Genomic DNA, 17,591 nt, shown 5'->3' on the forward strand with positions numbered 1-17,591 from the left:
TAGTAACAATAAATTAACAAATTGCGTGCAGGCATTAAAAAAGGCCGCTACGGGAGCGACCTTTACGGCAAGGCTAAGTGGAGTGACGTTACTTCTTCACCGTTTCCATGCCCATCAAACCAATCTTCAGATAACCGGCTTCACGCAGCTGATCCATCACTTCCATTAGGGTGGCGTAATCCACCGATTTATCCGCCTGGAAGAAGATGGTGGTGTCTTTCTTGCCTTCGGTTTGTGCCGTCAGCGCATTCACCAGCGTCTCTTTGGTGACCGCATCGTTTCCGATGAAGATCTGCTTATCTTCCTTGATGGAGAGATAAACCGGTTTTTCCGGACGCGGCTGCGGCGCGCTGGTCGATGCTGGCAGGTTAACGCGCACATCGACGGTAGCTAATGGCGCGGCGACCATAAAGATGATCAGCAGAACTAACATGACGTCGATAAACGGCGTCACGTTGATTTCGTGCATTTCGCCATCGCCGACCGAGTCATCGTTTAAACGCATCGCCATAATACTTATCCTACGCGCAGTTTCTGTGCCGCCGCTGGACGGTTGGCTTCTTTCGCGGTATCCACGTTGCCGAGATCCAGATCGCGGCTCTGCAGCAACATCACCTGCGCGGCGACATCGCCCAGCGACGCTTTGTAGCTGGCAATCATACGCGCGAAGACGTTGTAGATAACCACGGCGGGGATTGCCGCCACCAGACCAATCGCGGTAGCCAGCAGCGCTTCGGCGATGCCCGGCGCGACGACTGCAAGGTTAGTGGTTTGCGTTTTCGCGATGCCGATGAAGCTGTTCATGATGCCCCAAACGGTACCGAACAGACCGATAAACGGCGCAACGGAACCGATGGTGGCGAGGAATCCATTACCGCGACCGGCATGACGGCTAAATGCAGCCACGCGGCGTTCGAGACGGAAGCTGGTGCGCTCTTTGATGCCATCCAGATCTTCAGTACCAGCGGAGAGCTCCAACTCATTCTGCGCGTCGTTTAGCAGCACAGCGCTGTGGCTGTTGCTTTTGAAGTTTTCAGCAGCACGGTAAGCATCGTTTAATGAGCGGGCTTCGCCCAGCGCTTGCTGCTCGCGTTTCAGGCGACGTTTCGCCCCGCTCAGCTCAGCAAACTTACCGAAGAAAATTGCCCAGGTGACAACCGAAGCCAGTAACAGGCCAATCATCACAATCTTTACCACGATATCGGCATGCTGATACATGCCCCAAACGGAAAGATCCGTTTGCATCAAATCACTGGCTACCACGCTGCATCTCCAACTTCTGTTGCACAGTTCACGATTGAAGCGCGGATCATAGCAAAAAACATCACCGAAGTGATAGTGGTTCTCATTACTATTTACAAAGCAAAGATGCCCGCGATTTCCACAAGTTAGCGGATGTTATGCGCAATACTGGCCTCACTCTGATAATCCGCAATCAGGCTCAACCCGCTACACTGATTCGTGGTAACGTGAATGTTTTGTGGGAAATGTCAGGAAAGGCAGTGATGGCAACGAAAAAAATAGACACCACGCTTGTCAGCGCGGGACGCAGTAAACGTTACACGCAAGGCTCAGTTAACAGCGTAATTCAACGCGCTTCATCCCTGGTTTTTGACACGGTCGCCGACAAGAAACGTGCTACCGCTGGCCGCGCGTCAGGCGAGCTGTTTTATGGTCGTCGCGGCACCCTCACCCATTTCTCGCTGCAAGACGCCATGACCGAGCTGGAAGGCGGCGCAGGTTGCGCGCTCTATCCGTGCGGCGCGGCGGCGGTCTCTAATGCCATTTTGTCCTTTGTCGCAGCCGGCGACCATATTCTGGTGAGCGGCGCGGTCTACGAACCGACGCAGGATTTCTGCTCGAAAATTCTCAGTAAGCTGAACGTCACCACCACCTATTTCAATCACTGCATCGGCAGCGAAATTGGCGAACTGGTGCAGCCGAATACGCGCGTGGTGTTCCTGGAATCACCGGCGTCGATCACCATGGAAGTGCAGGATATTCCCGCGATTGTTGCCGCCGTGCGCGCCAAAGCGCCGGAGGCGATCATCATGATCGATAACACCTGGGCGGCGGGCGTGTTGTTTAACGCGCTGGAGCATGGCATCGATATTTCGATTCAGGCCGGCACCAAATACATTATTGGTCACAGCGACGCGATGATTGGCACGGCGGTAGCAAATGAGCGTTGCTGGCCGCAGCTGCGCGAGAACTCCTATCTGATGGGCCAAATGGTCGATGCCGATACCGCTTATATGGCGAGCCGCGGCATTCGTACGCTGGGCACACGTCTGCGTCAGCATGAAGAGAGCGGATTGCAGGTGGCCGAATGGCTGGCCACGCAGCCGGAAGTGGCGCGCGTTAATCATCCGGCGCTGGCGCAGTGTAAAGGCCACGCATTCTGGCAGCGCGATTTCAGCGGCAGTAGCGGTTTGTTCTCGTTCATCCTGCATGAAAAACTGAGCCGTGAGCAGCTGGCAAATTACCTCGATCACTTCCACCATTTCAGCATGGCGTATTCGTGGGGCGGCTATGAATCCCTGATTCTGGCGAACCAGCCTGAAGAGCTGGCGGCGATTCGTCCGGCGGGCGGCGTGGATTTTGACGGCACGCTGGTGCGTCTGCATATCGGCCTCGAACATGTCGATGACTTGCTGGATGATCTTAAAGCCGGTTTTGCACGTTTAAGAAGTTAAACAGAAGATAAACCACGCTGTGGCGGCGATGAGAGATCAACGTATGCGATGCCACAGAAGGTTAAAATTAGACTCCTTGTGACTCGATGGAATAGCTGATGGGTGTTTTACATGAGATTGTCCAGGCGCTTTGGCATCAGGATTTTGCCGCGCTCGGCAATCCGGATGTGGTTTGGATTGTCTACGGCGTGATGTTTTTAACGCTGTTTCTGGAAAACGGTTTGCTGCCCGCGTCATTCCTGCCGGGCGATAGCCTGCTGTTACTGGCGGGCGCGATGGTCGCCAAAGGTGTGATGGACTTCGTGCCGACCATTGTGATTCTGACCACGGCGGCCAGTCTCGGCTGCTGGCTCAGCTATCTGCAAGGACGCTGGCTCGGCAACACCAAACTGGTGAAAAGCTGGTTGCTGCATCTGCCCGCGCAATATCATCAGCGCGCGTGGAATATGTTTAACCGCCACGGTTTGATGGCGCTGCTCGTTGGCCGCTTCCTGGCGTTTGTGCGCACCTTGCTGCCGACCATGGCCGGCATTTCCGGCTTAAACAATGGCCGCTTCCAGCTGTTTAACTGGCTGAGCGGCTTGTTGTGGGTTGGGATTGTGGTGACGCTGGGCTACGGCATCAGCCATGTGCCCTTTATCAAGCGCCATGAAGATCAGGTGATGGCGATCCTGATGATTCTGCCGATCGCGCTGCTGTTTATCGGCCTGGCCGGCAGCATTGTGGTGATCTGGAAAAAACGCCGCCAGAAACTCTCCTGATTACGACGCGGCGTCAAACGGTAAGGTTTGACGCACGCGGCTCGCCTCTTCTCCCGGCGTCACGCCGAAATAGCGCTTAAACTCACGCGAAAACTGCGATGGACTTTCATAACCGACGCGCACCGCCGCCGCGCTGGCTTTCATGCCATCCTGCAGCATCATCAGGCGCGCCTGATGCAAGCGATAGCGCTTAAGGTATTGCAGCGGCGAGGTTTGCGTCACCGCTTTGAAGTTATGATGAAACGCCGAAACGCTCATGTTCACTTCAGCGGCCAGCATGTCGACGCTCAAACTCTCCGCGAAATGATTTTCGATGCGACGCAGCGCGCGCGCAATCTGGCTGAACTGCGTCTGACGATTGACCAGCGACAGCAGCGCGCCGCCAATCGGTCCGGTTAACACGTAATAGATGATCTCGCGCACCAGCTGCGGCCCCAGCACGCGGGCGTCGCGCGGGTTATTCATCACATCCAGCAAGCGTTCGGCCGCACACAGCATCTCTTCGCTCATGAACGCCGAATGGATGCCGGAAGTTTGTGCCTGCGGCTGGAACTGCTCGTCATCGCCGATATCCATCAGCAAATCCTGCAGGCTGGCGACATCCACGCTCAAACACATGCCGGCCAGCGGCTCCGCCAGCGTGGCTTCGGTTTCGCACTCCACCGGCAGCGGTACGGTGAGCATCAGATATTTGGTGGCGTCGTAGTGGAAAACGGTGCTGCCGAGATAGCCGGTTTTACGCCCCTGAAACAGAATCACGATGCCGGGTTGATACATCATCGGCGTTCGCGGCAAGGTTTCGCAGGCATAGATCAATTTGACATTTTCTACCGCGCACAGCGGCTTATGCAGGTCACTCATCAGCGCAACTACGCGCTGCGCTAGCTGGCGGCAAAGGGCGTCGTTTGGCATGCATCTCTCTTGGGCAGCTAAAAAGTCAGTTTGCCGTAAGGCTGTGCAAAGCTCCACTATTCTGGAGAATCAGGCAAGATTCTTGTAGAAATCCATCAGGCAAAAGTGCCGCCCGCTTGCCACAATGATCCTGAGGTGAGGTTTGTTGACTAGACTTAAGCACATCTTTTCTACGGTAAGTCCCTGCAACAGATAAGGAGCAATTATGGCAGATCAACCCATTATTAAATTGCGCGACGGCAACATGATGCCGCAGCTTGGCCTCGGCGTGTGGCAAGCGAGCATTGAGGATGCGCGCAACGCTATCCTGGAAGCCCTGAAAGTCGGCTATCGCTCCATCGATACCGCCGCTATCTACAAAAATGAGGAAGCGGTTGGGCAAGCGCTGCAAGAGACCGACGTGGCGCGCGATGACATTTTTATCACCACCAAGCTGTGGAACGACGACCAGACCAACTGGCAACAGGCAATGGAAACCAGCCTGAAGAAGCTGCAGTTAGAGCAGGTGGATTTGTATCTCATGCACTGGCCGTGCCCGGAAAAAGATAACTACGTTGAAGCCTGGAAAGGCTTGATTGAGCTGCAGCAACAGGGCTTAACCAAGAGCATCGGCGTATGTAACTTCCACGAGGCGCATCTGAAGCGTTTGATCGATGAAACCGGCGTGTCGCCGGTGGTGAACCAGATCGAGCTGCATCCGATGCTGCAACAGCGCACGCTGCATGCGTGGAATGCGCTGCACCAGATTCAAACCGAATCCTGGAGCCCGCTGGCGCAAGGCGGTAAAGGCGTGTTTGATCAGGAGATTATCCGCGAGTTGGCGAAAAAATATAGCAAGACGCCGGCACAAATCGTGATTCGCTGGCATCTGGATAGCGGCCTGGTGGTGATTCCGAAGTCGATTACCCCGGAACGCATTCGTGAGAATTTCCAGGTGTTTGATTTTAGGTTGGATAAAACTGAAGTGAGTGAGATCAGTAGGCTGGATAGCGGTAACCGTTTGGGACCGGATCCGGAGGCGTTTAACGGGTAGAATGGCGCGCGTTTCCCCTCACCCTAACCCTCTCCCGCAGGCGGGAGAGGGAACCGTAAGGTGCGTTTTGCTCAATCTGCTCCCTCGCCCGCTTGCGGGAGAGGGAACCGTAAGGTGCGTTTTGCTCGCTCTGCTCCCTCGCCCGCTTGCGGGAGAGGGCTGGTGTGAGGGCATTAAGACGCTGAATTCACCAATAACTGCCCCGCCGTCCCGCGATCCGCCATCTCTAACGTCTGGCTGTAATAGACAAACGGGAAGTGATCCGACGAACTCTGCGGGAAGCTCACCAGCAGCTCCACGCTGCCATCCACCCAAACGGTATCTTTCCAGCCGCGATCTTCGCCCATCGGCTGCGCGCCATTGACGTTCTTAATCAGGAACATCACGCCCTGAATATGCAGCGACTGCGGGCGATCGGCGTGGATAATCCAGCGCTCAAAGGTGCCCTGCTGCACGGTGGTATCAATGCGGTTCATGTCCCACAACACGCCATTAATGCCCGGCTCGCTATCGCCAATGCGGAATTCGCGCGTGCGCACCGCCACGCCATCAAGAATCTGATCCGCCAGCAAACGCATCGGCAGATTGTCAGTCACCAGCGGCAATAAACCGGTTGGGCGTAAGCTCAGCACCAGCGTATTGGTCAGAATCGATGACGGCTCAAACAATCCGCGCAGGCGATCCATCAAACCCGCCGCCGTTCCGGCCATGATCGAGACTTCATCGCCCTGTGACATATCCACCAGCACTTCGCGACGTTCGCCGGGAGCCAACGTCAGCAGCTGCACCGCCACCGGCGCAGGCAGGAAGCCCTGATCGCTGGCGATAACCGTAAAGGGACGATTATCGGAGAAGGTGAGATCGAAGCGGCGCGCGTTCGAGCCGTTCAGCAAACGCAAACGCACCCAGCCGCGTGAGACTTCGACATAGGGATTTTGCACGCCGTTCACCAGCAGCACGTCGCCCATAAAACCGCCGCTGGAGGGCGGGTTATAAACCGGCGTGGCGAAGTTATCGAGGCGCTTGTCCTGAATAATCAGCGGGAAATCATCGACGCCATAATGCTTCGGTAGCGGCAGCGATTTACTGACGTCATCTTCCACCAGCCACATGCCGGCGAGTCCGTTGTAGACGTGCGGTGCCATGCGATTTGGCGTATTGGCGTGATACCACAATGTGCCCGCGCCCTGACGAATCGGCAGCACCGGCGCCCAATCAGCTCCGGCCGACATCATGCGCGGCGCACCGCCCATTAACGCGCCCGGCACCTGCAAACCGCTGACGGTCATCGATACCGGTTCGTTGAGGCGGTTACTGTAAATCAGCTTCACATCGTCGCCGCTATACACGCGCACCGTTGGGCCGAGATACATGCCGTTAAAGCCCCACACCGGCACTTTGTTGCTATTGCCGCTGAACGACCAATGGCTGCGCTGCAAGGTGAGAAACAGCGGCTGACCGCGACGTGATTCAATCAGCGGTGGAATAGGAAGTGGCGTATCGCCCAATGGCGCGGCGGCGCGGGCGGCGAAAGGCATAGCACCGGAAGCCAGTGCGACACCGGCAGAAAGCTGAATAAACTGACGTCTGCTGCAAGACATAAAACTTCAGACCTTTTGAGCGTGGCGTGAGGACGCCGTGTCCATGTTGTTCTAATTAATGATGAGTTGCTGTGTGGCTTGAGAACGGGGCAGATGATCACCTGCCCCATTTTGGCTGCTCAGAGTTTACCGTTTTTTTCGCGTTCGGCGACTTCGGCGTTCAATTCTTCCAGTTTAGTCGACATTAATTCACGGCAGTGCGTGGCGAGCTTACGCACCGAGGTGGTGGCAAACTGCGAGGTATCGACCGGCGGCAACATCTCCACAATTACCAAACCGTTGTTCCAGCGGTTCAGCTTGATCTTGTCGTGGGTGTTGGAAACCACAATCGGGATGATTGGCACACCGGCTGCTACCGCTGCATGAAACGCACCGGTTTTGAACGGCAGCAAACCACGACCGCGGCTGCGCGTCCCTTCCGGAAACATCCAGAACGAAATGCGCTTTTTGTTGAACTGCTCCACCAACTCACCGATGGTGCCGTGCGCTTTGGAGCGGTTATCACGGTCAATCAGCAGGTTACCGGTCAGCCAGTAGAGCTGGCCAAAGAACGGAATCCACAGCAGGCTTTTCTTGCCCACGGTCACGGTGGTCGGCTGCACGATTTTGGCCGCCGTGATCATGTCGTAGTTGTTCTGGTGGTTAGCGATATAGATCGCGTTGCCATAATGCGCGGCTTCCGCCGGTTTACGCAGTTCCACTTTGAGACCAAACACCGTCGACAGACGACCGAGTAGATGGCCGAAGGTTGCGACGTGACGCGGATTACGCGGTGAAAACAGACACCAGATACAGCCAACAATACTGACCAGAATCGAATAAACAATAACAATAATTGCTCGTAAAATTAGTAACATAGATTCCTCAAATGGGACATTCCATCGCCTGAATTACAGCGTTACTCTTCACTCGCGTCGGCTTTCGGACGCGCTGGTGCATTCACTTCTACGCTATCGATGCGTTGCAGGCCACGCGCCACGCTGCCGCGACGACCGCGCTCGGCACGCACTTTCTGCAGATCTTCATCACGCATGATCAGCTTACGTTTACCGACATATACGGTGATTGACGCGCCCGGCGGCAGAATCAGCAACCATTGTAGTTTGTCGGTGCCCGCCGCGGCTTCCGCTGCAGGAATCGAAATGATCTTGTTGCCTTTGCCTTTCGACATCTGCGGCAGATCGCCAACCGGGAACATCAACATGCGTCCGGCCTGGGTAATTGCCAGCAGCATATCATCGCCCGAATGTACCGCCATTGGCGTCATCACTTTGGCGTTTTCCGGCAGCGTCAGCAGCGCTTTACCGGCACGGTTGCGCGACACCAGATCGGCAAAGGTACAGATGAAACCGTAACCGGCGTCAGAGGCCATCAACAGCTTCTGATCGTCGGGCTCCATCAGCACCTGCTCAATCACCGCGCCCGGCGGTGGCGTCAGTTTGCCGGTGAGCGGCTCGCCCTGTCCGCGCGCGGACGGCAATGAGGTCGGATCCAGCGTGTAGCTGCGTCCGGTGGAGTCGATAAAGGCCACCGGCTGATTGCTCTTGCCGCGTGCGGCGGCCAGATAGCTGTCGCCCGCTTTGTAGCTTAAGCCCGCCGGATCGATATCGTGGCCTTTGGCGCTGCGCACCCAGCCCATTTGCGACAGCACGATGGTCACCGGCTCAGCGCTCACCAGCTCGGTTTCGCTCAGCGCTTTGGCTTCTTCGCGCTCGTGCAGCGGCGAACGGCGATCGTCGCCGTAGGTTTGGCTATCGGCCAGCAGCTCTTTCTTCAGCAAATTGCTCATCTTACGCTCGGACGCCAGAATCGCCTGCAGCTGATCGCGCTCTTTTTCCAGCTCCGCCTGCTCGCCGCGAATCTTCATCTCTTCCAGTTTGGCGAGATGGCGCAGTTTCAGTTCGAGAATCGCTTCGGCCTGGGTTTCACTGATGTCAAAACGCGACATCAGCACCGGCTTCGGCTCATCCTCGGTACGGATGATGTGGATCACTTCATCAATATTGAGGAACGCCACCAGCATACCTTCAAGAATATGCAGGCGACGCAGCACGCGATCTAAACGATAGTTGAGGCGGCGCGTCACGGTATCGCGGCGATACACCAGCCATTCAGAGAGGATTTCCAGCAGGTTTTTCACCGCCGGACGGTTATCCAGTCCGATCATATTCAGGTTAACGCGGTAGCTTTTTTCCAGATCGGTGGTGGCAAACAGGTGATTCATCACTTGCTCGAGATCCACGCGATTGGAGCGCGGCACAATCACTAAACGCGTCGGGTTTTCGTGGTTGGACTCATCACGCAGATCTTCTACCATCGGCAGCTTTTTATTGCGCATCTGGTTAGCGATCTGCTCCAGCACGCGTGCGCCCGACACCTGATGCGGCAACGCGGTGATCACCACATCACCATCTTCTTTTTTCCACACCGCACGCTGGCGAATCGAACCGCGACCGCTCTGATAAATCTTACGGATTTCGCTGCGTGGCGTGATGATCTCCGCTTCGGTCGGGTAATCCGGACCTTGCACAATATCCAGCAGCTCATTCAGCGTGGTTTTCGGGTTGTCGATCAGCTTGACCGCTGCTTCCGCTACTTCGCGCAGGTTATGCGGCGGAATGTCGGTCGCCATCCCCACGGCGATGCCGGTGGTGCCGTTGAGCAGAATGTTGGGCAGACGCGCCGGCAACATCTTCGGCTCCTGCATGGTGCCGTCGAAGTTCGGGATGTAATCGGACGTGCCCTGACCGAGTTCACCCAGCAGGATTTCAGCGTATTTAGACAGGCGCGATTCGGTGTAACGCATCGCGGCGAAGGATTTTGGATCATCCGGCGCACCCCAGTTTCCCTGGCCATCCACCAGCGGATAGCGGTAGGAGAACGGCTGCGCCATCAACACCATCGCTTCATAACAGGCGCTGTCGCCGTGCGGATGGTATTTACCCAGCACGTCACCAACGGTACGCGCCGATTTTTTGAATTTGGCATTGGAATTGAGACCCAATTCCGACATGGCATACACAATACGGCGCTGCACTGGCTTGAGGCCATCGCCGATGTACGGCAGCGCGCGGTCCATGATCACGTACATGGAGTAGTTCAGGTACGCGTTTTCGGTAAACGTGTGCAGGGCAAGACGCTCTGCACCATCCTGCGTCAATTCGCTCATTCAGCTCGCATCCTCACTTCGTGGCCCGCAACGGCGGGACATCCGGCGGTCATTTGGCGAGGATATTACCTTATTCGTGCGGTTTAGTCACAGAGAAGCCCGTTCAGCAAACAGAATCGTCTTGCATTAAATAGCGTGATATTGGTTGGAAAATTAAAACGGAATGGGAGCCATCTCACAGTGAATATCGGCAATAATCTGTGAGCAACTTCGCAATTAATATCGCGAGGCATTTAGCGTATTAATGGTGTCCGCAAGCCGGGACAACATTTAGTATTGTTGCTTAGTGATTACTCTCCTAAATTCATACTCCACAAGCCCCACATTTTTGCGCGTCTGATTTCTGGCATGGAATAAATATAACCACCAATTAGCCATAAACGTTTTGCCAAAATAAGGGTGAACGAATGCAAATACTGACTTCGCGACAACACCGATTAGTAAAATTGCTGCTGCATCATGCCGCACCGCAGCCGACAAAAGAATTAGCTTTACAGCTTGGCGTGTCGGAGAAAACCATCCAGCGCGATTTGCAGTGGCTGGAGAGTTGGCTTCGCGACTGGTCGCTGCAGCTGGAAAAAATGCCGGGACGCGGCATACGTCTGCGGGTAGACGATCTGCAGCAGCGTCTGCAACTGGAGCAGCAGCTTAACGGCGACGAAAGCAGTTCGGATGCGCTGAGCCACAACAGCCGACGGGTGAAGATTGCCTCGCAGCTGCTGAGTGATGCGCCACGCGCGACTTCAATCAGTAAATTGTCGGAACGCTACTTTATCAGTCATGCGTCGATTGTGAATGACCTGAAGGTGATCGAAGAGTGGCTGCAGCCGCTGGGTTTGGTGCTGCAGCGCGGCCCCGGCGGCACCCACATCGAAGGCAATGAGCAGACGCTGCGCCAGGCGATGGTCTCGCTGATCAATGATGTGATGCAGCAGAACGTAGCCGGCACGCCGCTGCTACCACGCCTCGATCCCGGCAGCCAGCAAGCGCTGGTGCACTATTTTGGCGACGAGGATGTGGCTTTTGTGCAGGCGCTGCTGCAGCAAATGGAGCAGCAACTGAGTTATCCGTTGGGCGACGCGTGGTACCTCAATCTCTGCACCCATATTCTGATCATGATGCATCGCATGGCGCAAGGTAACGCGCTGGCGCTGGAAACCCTGACCAGCGCGCAGGATCTCGACCAGCGCATTCTTAAGATTGCCCAAAATATGGTGGTGCAGATTGAACAGCGCATGTGCTGCGCATTGCCAGCCGATGAAGTGGGTTTTATTTATCAATATATTGTCTCGTCCGGCATTGTGGTGGAAGAGCGTGGCGATAACGCGCCGCTGCATAATCAATTTTCCACCGCTGAATCAGTAAAAATAACCTGTGAATTAATCGATCGCTTCGCGTCATTTATTCAGCAGGACTTAGCGCAGGACCGATTATTATTTGAAGGATTATTAGTTCATATAAAGCCATTATTAAATCGACTCAAATATCATATTCATATTCGTAATCCGCTGCTGGAGGATATTCAGCAGGAGATGAAGGAAATATTTTCATTAACGCAACAGGCGATGCAATTAACCGCGCGCAGCCAGGGACTTTCATCGGTGGCGGATGACGAAATAGGTTATCTGTGCGTGCATTTCCAGGCAGCGCTGGAGCGACAAATCGCCCACAAACGCATTCTGGTGGTGTGCTCCAGCGGCGTGGGAACCTCGCACCTTTTGAAGAGTCGCATTCTGCGCGCCTTCCCGGATTGGGAGATTGTCGGCGTGGTTTCCGCCAGTAATCACGCGGAGTTTTGCCAGCGAGAAACGGTGGATTTGGTGATTACTACTATTCACCTCAACGCCGGAGCGGTTCCGGCGGTGTATGTCAGCGCCTTTTTTAACGATGACGATATTCGGCGGGTGACTGACGCCATGATTGGCAGCCAGCTGCCCGACGGCGCCTCCTGCGCTTTGGCTGAACATTAATTGAATGAGGATTGATCATGGATATTTCGCGCATTCTGACGCCACGCCGCGTTAACCTGGCGCTGACCGCCACCACCAAAGAGCAAGCGATTCATGAGCTCACCGATTTGCTCTACCACGACGGCGCCATCAGCGACCGCGCTGCCTTTATTGAAGACGTCTGGCTGCGGGAAGCTGAAGGTTCCACCGGCTTCGAAAATCATATCGCCATCCCGCACGGTAAATCCGCCGCGGTGAAACAAACCACGCTCGCCATCGGCCGCACCCAACACGACATTCCGTGGGAAACGCTCGATGGCAGCCAGGTGCGCTGCATCATCCTGTTCGCGGTGCGACTGGAAGATCAGAACACCACCCATATTCGCCTGTTGTCGCAGGTGGCCAGTGCGCTGGCCGATGATGAGGTGATAGCCCAACTGCTGGTGGAAAACGATGCCAGCAATATCATCCGGCTGTTTAGTCAGTACGCCGAAACCGACCTCTGTTAACACCCTAACTCTCTGAGGTGACACATGAATATCGTCTGTGTAGCGGCCTGCACGGCAGGCATCGCGCATACCTACATTGCGCGCGAAAAACTGATTAAAGGGGCCCACGCGCTGGGCCACACCATCCACGTTGAAACTCAGGGCACCATCGGCACCGAAACGGCGCTGACGCAGCAAGATATCGCCGCTGCGGACGTGGTGATCCTCGCCGTTGACGTGAAGATCAAAGGCGAGGAGCGCTTTCAGGGCAAACCCATTGTGCGAGTGAAAACCGAAGTAGTGATCAAATCACCGGTGAAATTCCTCGAAAAAGTGGCGGATTCACTGGCGCGCGCCTGAGGAGATCCATCATGAGTGACAACAAACGTCAGTACGGCCAGGAGATCAAAGGGCATTTGCTTACCGGGATCTCGTGGATGATCCCGCTGATCGTCGCCGCCGGGATCTGCATCGCGCTCGGCCAGGTGATCGGCGGGCCGGATGTCGGTAAACAGACCGGCACTCTCGCGTGGATGCTGAATCAGATCGGCGGTTGGGGCATGGGGCTGATTGTGCCGCTGATCAGCGCGGCGATTGCTTACTCGATTGCCGATCGTCCCGGCTTCGCGCCTGGCCTGATCGTCGGTTTTATCTGCGGGCAGATCGGTACCGGCTTTATCGGCGGCATCTTCGGCGGTTTTCTGGTCGGTTACACCGTGCTGCTGCTGCGCCGCACCATTAAGTTGCCGAAATCGATGCAGGGCTTGATGCCGATTATGGTGCTGCCGGTGCTGAGCACCATTATCGCCGGGCTGCTGATGATGACCTTCATCGGCCAGCCGATTGTCTGGCTGCAGAAGGCGCTGATTGCCCTACTGGAGTCGATGCAAGGCGGTTCGAAATTTGTGATGGGCGCGATCCTCGGCGCGATGGCCACCTTCGACTTCGGCGGTCCGGTGAATAAAACCATGTCGCTGTTCGCCGACGGTATGCTGGTTGATGGCATTTACGGACCGGAAGCGGTGAAGTTTGTCGGCTCAATGATTCCGCCGTTCGGCATCACGCTCTCTTATCTGCTGAGCCGCAACAAATATACCAAAGCGGAAAAAGAGGCGCTAAAAGCCGCCTTCCCGATGGGCATCTGCATGATTACCGAAGGCGTGATTCCAATTGCAGCGCGCGACCTGTTCCGCGTGGTCGGCAGCTGCGTGGTGGCCTCCGCCATCGCCGGTGGGCTGATTATGGTGTGGGGCGTCGGCGCACCGGTGCCGCACGGCGGCATGTTTGTGGTGCCGCTGTTCACCAAACCCTGGCTGTTCTGTTTGGCACTCGGCATCGGCACCACAGTGTGCGGCGTGATGCTGTCGGTATTGAAAAAGCCGGTGACGCAGGCGGATGAAGAGTTCGATGACGTGGAAGCTCCCGGCGTCCGCGATGAAGAGATCAAATTCACTCTGGAATAAGGAGCCACCATGTTTGCCATGATGAACGACCTGATTCAGGCCGCCGCCCAACAGCGCTATGCGGTGTTAGCGATCAACTGTTTCAACCTTGAAACCGCGCGCGCCGCCATTCAGGCCGCCGAGCAGCAGCGTGCTCCGCTGATCCTCAATGTTTATCAGGGACACAGCGCGCACTTCCCGCCTGCTGTCGCGGTGCCGTTAGTGCGTGCGCTGGCCGAGACCGCCAGCGTGCCGGTGGCGCTGGCACTCGATCACGGCAAAGCGTTCCCGCTGATTGGTCAGGCGTTTCGCGCCGGTTTTACCGGCTTGATGATCGATGCCTCTTCTGAACCGCTCGCCGAGAACATTCGCCAGACCGCCGCCGTGGTGAAGATGGCGCATACCGCCGGCGTGTGCGTCGAGGGCGAGCTAGGACATATCGCCGATGCGCCAACCTACGAACTGGCTGATGCCTCAGTGAAGATGACGCAGGTGGCCGATGTGCTGCCGTTTATCGAACAGACCGATATCGACCTGCTGGCGATCTCGGTTGGCACCGCGCACGGGCTTTATCCGGCGGGTGTGAAGCCAAAGATCGACTTTCAGCGCTTGCAGGAGTTGCAGGCGGTTTCTTCGCGACCGCTGGCGCTGCACGGCGGATCGGGCACGCCCGCTGAGGATATTCGCCGCGTCAGTGAGTTTGGCGTTGCTAAGATCAACGTCGGCGCGGCGGTGTTTGATGCCGGAAAAATGGCGGTGGAACAGGCCTTGAAGCAGCATCCTCACGCTGAGTTAGCCGATGTGCTTGGGCTGATGGAGTCCGCCTGCCGCGAAGTGGTGGCGGAGTACCTAAGCTGGTCGGGATCGGCGGGCAAGGTTTAGTCATCAGGTTGGTTGGTGTTCGCCATGAATGGCGACACAAGGTCGCATTATCAATTTCACATTCATATCCACTATCGGGTCGGCGCATGCGTCGGCTCCGGTAAACATCACGCTGAGGAAATATTAACATGTTGATTTCAATGAAAGAGATGTTGGCACCGACTCGTGAACACCGCTACGCGATTGGCGCTTTTAACGTGGCCGACAGCTGCTTTATCCGCGCGGTAGTTGAAGAAGCTGAAGCTACCCATACGCCGGCGATCATTTCCATCCATCCAAGCGAGCTGGAGTTTGTCACTGATGAGTTCTTTGGCTATGTGCGCGAGCGCACGCTGAAAAGCAAAGTGCCGTTCACCATCCACCTCGATCACGGTGCGTCCATTGCTCAGGTGCTGCGCGCTATTCAATGCGGCTTTACCTCAGTGATGATCGATGGTTCATTGCTGCCTTATGAAGAGAACGTGGCGCTGACCAAAGAAGTGGTGAAACTGGCGCATGCGGTGGGCGTTTCGGTGGAAGGTGAACTCGGCACCATCGGCGATACCGGCACTTCAGTGGAAGGCGGCGTGAGTAAAGTGATCTACACCGAACCGGCGCAGGCAGAGGATTTCGTGCAGCGCACCGGTGTAGATACGCTGGCGGTAGCGATTGGCACCGCGCACGGCATCTACCCGAAAGATATGAAGCCTGAGCTGCAGATGCATATCCTCAGAGACATTGCGCAGCGCACCACTATTCCGCTGGTGCTGCACGGCGGTTCAGCAAATCCGGATGCCGAGATCGCGGAAGCGGTGACGCTGGGCGTGGGCAAAATCAATATTTCCAGCGACATGAAGTTCGCCTATTTCGCTAAGCTGCGCGAGATTCTGGCACGCGAAACCTGGTGGGATCCGAATGTGATTTATCCCGATGCCATTGCGGCGGCGAAGGAAGTCATTCGCTACAAAATGAATCTGTTTGGCGGGTTGGGTAAGGCGAGTTTGTATCGTTGAGTTAAGTAGTAAGCCTGGCATCTTCAACGTGCTCGGCAATGCGCAATAAATTGCGCCGCTACGGTATGTGCAGATATTAAGTATGGTAATCAGCCACGCGCACATATTTGTAGCGGCGCGATTTATCGCGCTCTTTTGTTATTTAGTCGCACCCAACCATTGTTTAGCAATCTGCGCGTATTCGCCGGTGGCGGTGCTGAGATGCAGCCACTGATCAACATACAACTTCCAGCTCATATCATCGCGCGGGATCATGTAGGCCTTCTCGCCGTACTGCATCGGTTTGTCCGGATTGATGGCGCACAGCGCGGGATAATGCTGCTGCTGGAACAGCGCTTCAGACGCATCGGTGATCATTACGTCCGCTTTGTTATCCACCAACTGCTGGAAAATCCCCACATTGTCAGCCAGCTGCAGCGTTGCCTGCGGCAGATGGCTGTGCACGAAGGCTTCGTTAGTGCCGCCCGCCGGTTCGATCACGCGCACGCTCGCCTTGTTAATCTGTTCAACCGTCTGATATTTCGCTTTATCAGCACAGCGCACCAGTGGAATTTTTCCATCGACACCGAGCGGCTGAGCAAACCAGGCGATCTGCTGACGCTTGAGGGTGACTGATACGCCGCCCAATGCGATATCACACTGCTTGGCCACAAAATCATCGCTCAGGGTTTTCCATGTGGTTGGCACCCACTGCACTTTTGCGCCCAGACTTGCCGCCAGCGATTGCGCCATGCTGATATCCAATCCTTCGTATTGGCCATCGCTGCGCAAATAGCTATATGGCTTGTAATCACCGGTAGTACAGACTTTTAAGGTTTTGCTTGCGCGGATGTCATCGAGGTGGGATTGCGCCTGAGCAGCGCCCGTCACCATAAGTAATGCACTCAGTATCGCGGTTTTCATGTTTTCTTCTTTTATGGGAGTTGATGTTGGTTTGCTCACGGATTGTTTCATAACCCTGCGTATTATTGCTTTATTAGCAAAAGTGTTGTGATCGATCACGCATTTTTCTCGCTGCTGCGCGCGCGTAGAGTGTGCGGCATTAACGAGAAACGGAGCGGATGACATGAATTTTTTAATTATCGATGGTGGCAAAACCTTCGCCCATTCGAAAGGCGAACTGAACCATACCTTAACTGACGTCGCAGCCAGCCAGTTGCGCGATCTTGGTCATCAGGTACAGGTAACGATTGCCGACAGCGACTACAACGTGGCAGAAGAAGTGCAGAAATACCTCGACAGCGATGTGGTGATCTATCAAATGCCCGGCTGGTGGATGGGCGAGCCGTGGACAGTAAAAAAGTATATCGATGATGTCTTCACCGAAGGTCACGGTTCACTGTATGCCAGCGATGGCCGCACACGCAGCGATGCCGGTAAAAAATACGGCTCCGGCGGCCTGATTCAGGGTAAGAAATACATGCTGTCATTGACCTGGAACGCTCCGCTGGAAGCCTTTAACGATCCCGAGCAGTTTTTTGAAGGCGTGGGCGTGGACGGTTTGTATCTGCACTTCCATAAGGCCAACCAGTTCCTCGGTATGGAAGGTTTGCCGACCTTTATCTGTAACGATGTGATTAAAATGCCGGACGTACCGCGCGATATCGAACGTTATCGGACTCATCTCAGCCAGATCTTTGCTTAACTGTAAGCACCCAGGGAAAAG

The 17,591-nt window shown here is 55.5% G+C and carries 17 protein-coding genes; 10 read left to right on the forward strand and 7 right to left on the reverse strand.

Translation table 11 applies throughout. The annotated features are described in order from the left end of the window. Nucleotides 1-88: 88 nt before the first annotated feature. Both exbD and exbB read right to left on the reverse strand, forming a co-directional pair. Complete coding sequence (gene exbD, locus AAF463_RS16280) at nt 89-511, reverse strand: TonB system transport protein ExbD (protein ID WP_008103349.1); 423 nt, start codon at nt 509-511, stop codon at nt 89-91. Between the two features lie 5 nt (nt 512-516). Next, nucleotides 517-1,245 (reverse strand): tol-pal system-associated acyl-CoA thioesterase, encoded by a 729-nt coding sequence (gene exbB / locus AAF463_RS16285; RefSeq protein WP_192236537.1) that lies wholly within the window; start codon nt 1,243-1,245, stop codon nt 517-519. Nucleotides 1,246-1,505: 260 nt separating this feature from the next. Here exbB and metC point away from each other — a divergent pair, with 260 nt between their 5' ends. Then, a complete protein-coding gene (gene metC, locus AAF463_RS16290) occupies nt 1,506-2,696 on the forward strand; it encodes a cystathionine beta-lyase (protein ID WP_350261114.1) in 1,191 nt (396 codons plus the stop codon). Nucleotides 2,697-2,794: 98 nt separating this feature from the next. Continuing rightward, on the forward strand, nt 2,795-3,457 hold the full coding sequence (locus tag AAF463_RS16295) for a DedA family protein (RefSeq protein ID WP_101761796.1): 663 nt from the start codon (nt 2,795-2,797) through the stop codon (nt 3,455-3,457). Here AAF463_RS16295 and AAF463_RS16300 read toward each other — a convergent pair whose 3' ends face one another. Beyond that, nucleotides 3,458-4,369, reverse strand: coding sequence for an AraC family transcriptional regulator (locus AAF463_RS16300; protein WP_101761795.1), 912 nt, complete (start codon nt 4,367-4,369; stop codon nt 3,458-3,460). A gap of 205 nt (nt 4,370-4,574) precedes the next feature. Here AAF463_RS16300 and dkgA point away from each other — a divergent pair, with 205 nt between their 5' ends. After that, nucleotides 4,575-5,402 (forward strand): 2,5-didehydrogluconate reductase DkgA, encoded by an 828-nt coding sequence (gene dkgA / locus AAF463_RS16305; protein ID WP_222234869.1) that lies wholly within the window; start codon nt 4,575-4,577, stop codon nt 5,400-5,402. Nucleotides 5,403-5,575: 173 nt separating this feature from the next. Here dkgA and ftsP read toward each other — a convergent pair whose 3' ends face one another. The 3 genes from ftsP to parC all read right to left on the reverse strand — a co-directional run bounded on the left by ftsP (nt 5,576) and on the right by parC (nt 10,172). Further along, nucleotides 5,576-7,003, reverse strand: a complete 1,428-nt coding sequence (ftsP, locus tag AAF463_RS16310) for a cell division protein FtsP (protein ID WP_101763013.1) — start codon at nt 7,001-7,003, stop codon at nt 5,576-5,578. 119 nt (nt 7,004-7,122) lie between these two features. Then, nucleotides 7,123-7,860 (reverse strand): 1-acylglycerol-3-phosphate O-acyltransferase, encoded by a 738-nt coding sequence (locus AAF463_RS16315; RefSeq protein WP_101763012.1) that lies wholly within the window; start codon nt 7,858-7,860, stop codon nt 7,123-7,125. Between the two features lie 41 nt (nt 7,861-7,901). Then, nucleotides 7,902-10,172, reverse strand: a complete 2,271-nt coding sequence (parC, locus tag AAF463_RS16320) for a DNA topoisomerase IV subunit A (protein ID WP_350261115.1) — start codon at nt 10,170-10,172, stop codon at nt 7,902-7,904. A 407-nt stretch (nt 10,173-10,579) separates the two neighbouring features. Here parC and AAF463_RS16325 point away from each other — a divergent pair, with 407 nt between their 5' ends. From AAF463_RS16325 to AAF463_RS16350, 6 genes are all read left to right on the forward strand, one after another. After that, nucleotides 10,580-12,142 (forward strand): transcription antiterminator, encoded by a 1,563-nt coding sequence (locus AAF463_RS16325; RefSeq protein ID WP_101763010.1) that lies wholly within the window; start codon nt 10,580-10,582, stop codon nt 12,140-12,142. A gap of 17 nt (nt 12,143-12,159) precedes the next feature. Continuing rightward, complete coding sequence (locus tag AAF463_RS16330; protein WP_061720482.1) at nt 12,160-12,630, forward strand: fructose PTS transporter subunit IIA; 471 nt, start codon at nt 12,160-12,162, stop codon at nt 12,628-12,630. Between the two features lie 24 nt (nt 12,631-12,654). Continuing rightward, nucleotides 12,655-12,969 (forward strand): fructose PTS transporter subunit IIB, encoded by a 315-nt coding sequence (locus tag AAF463_RS16335; protein WP_101763009.1) that lies wholly within the window; start codon nt 12,655-12,657, stop codon nt 12,967-12,969. An 11-nt stretch (nt 12,970-12,980) separates the two neighbouring features. Then, nucleotides 12,981-14,072 carry a PTS fructose transporter subunit IIC gene (locus AAF463_RS16340; RefSeq protein WP_101763008.1) on the forward strand — a complete coding sequence of 364 codons (1,092 nt, stop codon included), beginning with the start codon at nt 12,981-12,983 and terminating at the stop codon, nt 14,070-14,072. A 9-nt stretch (nt 14,073-14,081) separates the two neighbouring features. Beyond that, a complete protein-coding gene (locus AAF463_RS16345; protein WP_101763007.1) occupies nt 14,082-14,933 on the forward strand; it encodes a class II fructose-bisphosphate aldolase in 852 nt (283 codons plus the stop codon). 128 nt (nt 14,934-15,061) lie between these two features. After that, nucleotides 15,062-15,925: a ketose-bisphosphate aldolase gene (locus tag AAF463_RS16350; protein WP_101763006.1), complete on the forward strand. Its 864-nt coding sequence runs from the start codon at nt 15,062-15,064 to the stop codon at nt 15,923-15,925. A gap of 138 nt (nt 15,926-16,063) precedes the next feature. Here the strand turns inward: AAF463_RS16350 and AAF463_RS16355 are convergent, their stop codons facing one another. Continuing rightward, entirely contained in the window at nt 16,064-16,828 is a 765-nt protein-coding gene (locus AAF463_RS16355) for a transporter substrate-binding domain-containing protein (RefSeq protein WP_101763005.1), read from the reverse strand. A 163-nt stretch (nt 16,829-16,991) separates the two neighbouring features. Here AAF463_RS16355 and AAF463_RS16360 point away from each other — a divergent pair, with 163 nt between their 5' ends. Next, the gene (locus AAF463_RS16360) at nt 16,992-17,570 is read left to right on the forward strand and encodes an NAD(P)H-dependent oxidoreductase (protein WP_008103382.1); all 579 of its coding nucleotides are present in this window, start codon (nt 16,992-16,994) and stop codon (nt 17,568-17,570) included. Nucleotides 17,571-17,591: the final 21 nt, after the last annotated feature.

Origin of the sequence: Pantoea sp. BJ2 (assembly GCF_040255075.1) — a bacterium.
Classification (GTDB): Bacteria; Pseudomonadota; Gammaproteobacteria; order Enterobacterales; family Enterobacteriaceae; genus Pantoea; species Pantoea leporis.

What these genes read in the sequence shown, in the direction of transcription:
- AAF463_RS16315 (WP_101763012.1), bottom strand. Translation starts at nt 7,860, where the DNA reads ATGTTACTAATTTTACGAGCAATTATTGTTATTGTTTATTCGATTCTG.
- dkgA (WP_222234869.1), top strand. Translation starts at nt 4,575, where the DNA reads ATGGCAGATCAACCCATTATTAAATTGCGCGACGGCAACATGATGCCG.
- AAF463_RS16330 (WP_061720482.1), top strand. Translation starts at nt 12,160, where the DNA reads ATGGATATTTCGCGCATTCTGACGCCACGCCGCGTTAACCTGGCGCTG.
- AAF463_RS16325 (WP_101763010.1), top strand. Translation starts at nt 10,580, where the DNA reads ATGCAAATACTGACTTCGCGACAACACCGATTAGTAAAATTGCTGCTG.
- AAF463_RS16295 (WP_101761796.1), top strand. Translation starts at nt 2,795, where the DNA reads ATGGGTGTTTTACATGAGATTGTCCAGGCGCTTTGGCATCAGGATTTT.
- AAF463_RS16345 (WP_101763007.1), top strand. Translation starts at nt 14,082, where the DNA reads ATGTTTGCCATGATGAACGACCTGATTCAGGCCGCCGCCCAACAGCGC.
- AAF463_RS16335 (WP_101763009.1), top strand. Translation starts at nt 12,655, where the DNA reads ATGAATATCGTCTGTGTAGCGGCCTGCACGGCAGGCATCGCGCATACC.
- AAF463_RS16350 (WP_101763006.1), top strand. Translation starts at nt 15,062, where the DNA reads ATGTTGATTTCAATGAAAGAGATGTTGGCACCGACTCGTGAACACCGC.
- parC (WP_350261115.1), bottom strand. Translation starts at nt 10,172, where the DNA reads ATGAGCGAATTGACGCAGGATGGTGCAGAGCGTCTTGCCCTGCACACG.
- AAF463_RS16355 (WP_101763005.1), bottom strand. Translation starts at nt 16,828, where the DNA reads ATGAAAACCGCGATACTGAGTGCATTACTTATGGTGACGGGCGCTGCT.
- ftsP (WP_101763013.1), bottom strand. Translation starts at nt 7,003, where the DNA reads ATGTCTTGCAGCAGACGTCAGTTTATTCAGCTTTCTGCCGGTGTCGCA.
- AAF463_RS16360 (WP_008103382.1), top strand. Translation starts at nt 16,992, where the DNA reads ATGAATTTTTTAATTATCGATGGTGGCAAAACCTTCGCCCATTCGAAA.
- exbB (WP_192236537.1), bottom strand. Translation starts at nt 1,245, where the DNA reads ATGCAAACGGATCTTTCCGTTTGGGGCATGTATCAGCATGCCGATATC.
- AAF463_RS16340 (WP_101763008.1), top strand. Translation starts at nt 12,981, where the DNA reads ATGAGTGACAACAAACGTCAGTACGGCCAGGAGATCAAAGGGCATTTG.
- AAF463_RS16300 (WP_101761795.1), bottom strand. Translation starts at nt 4,369, where the DNA reads ATGCCAAACGACGCCCTTTGCCGCCAGCTAGCGCAGCGCGTAGTTGCG.
- metC (WP_350261114.1), top strand. Translation starts at nt 1,506, where the DNA reads ATGGCAACGAAAAAAATAGACACCACGCTTGTCAGCGCGGGACGCAGT.
- exbD (WP_008103349.1), bottom strand. Translation starts at nt 511, where the DNA reads ATGGCGATGCGTTTAAACGATGACTCGGTCGGCGATGGCGAAATGCAC.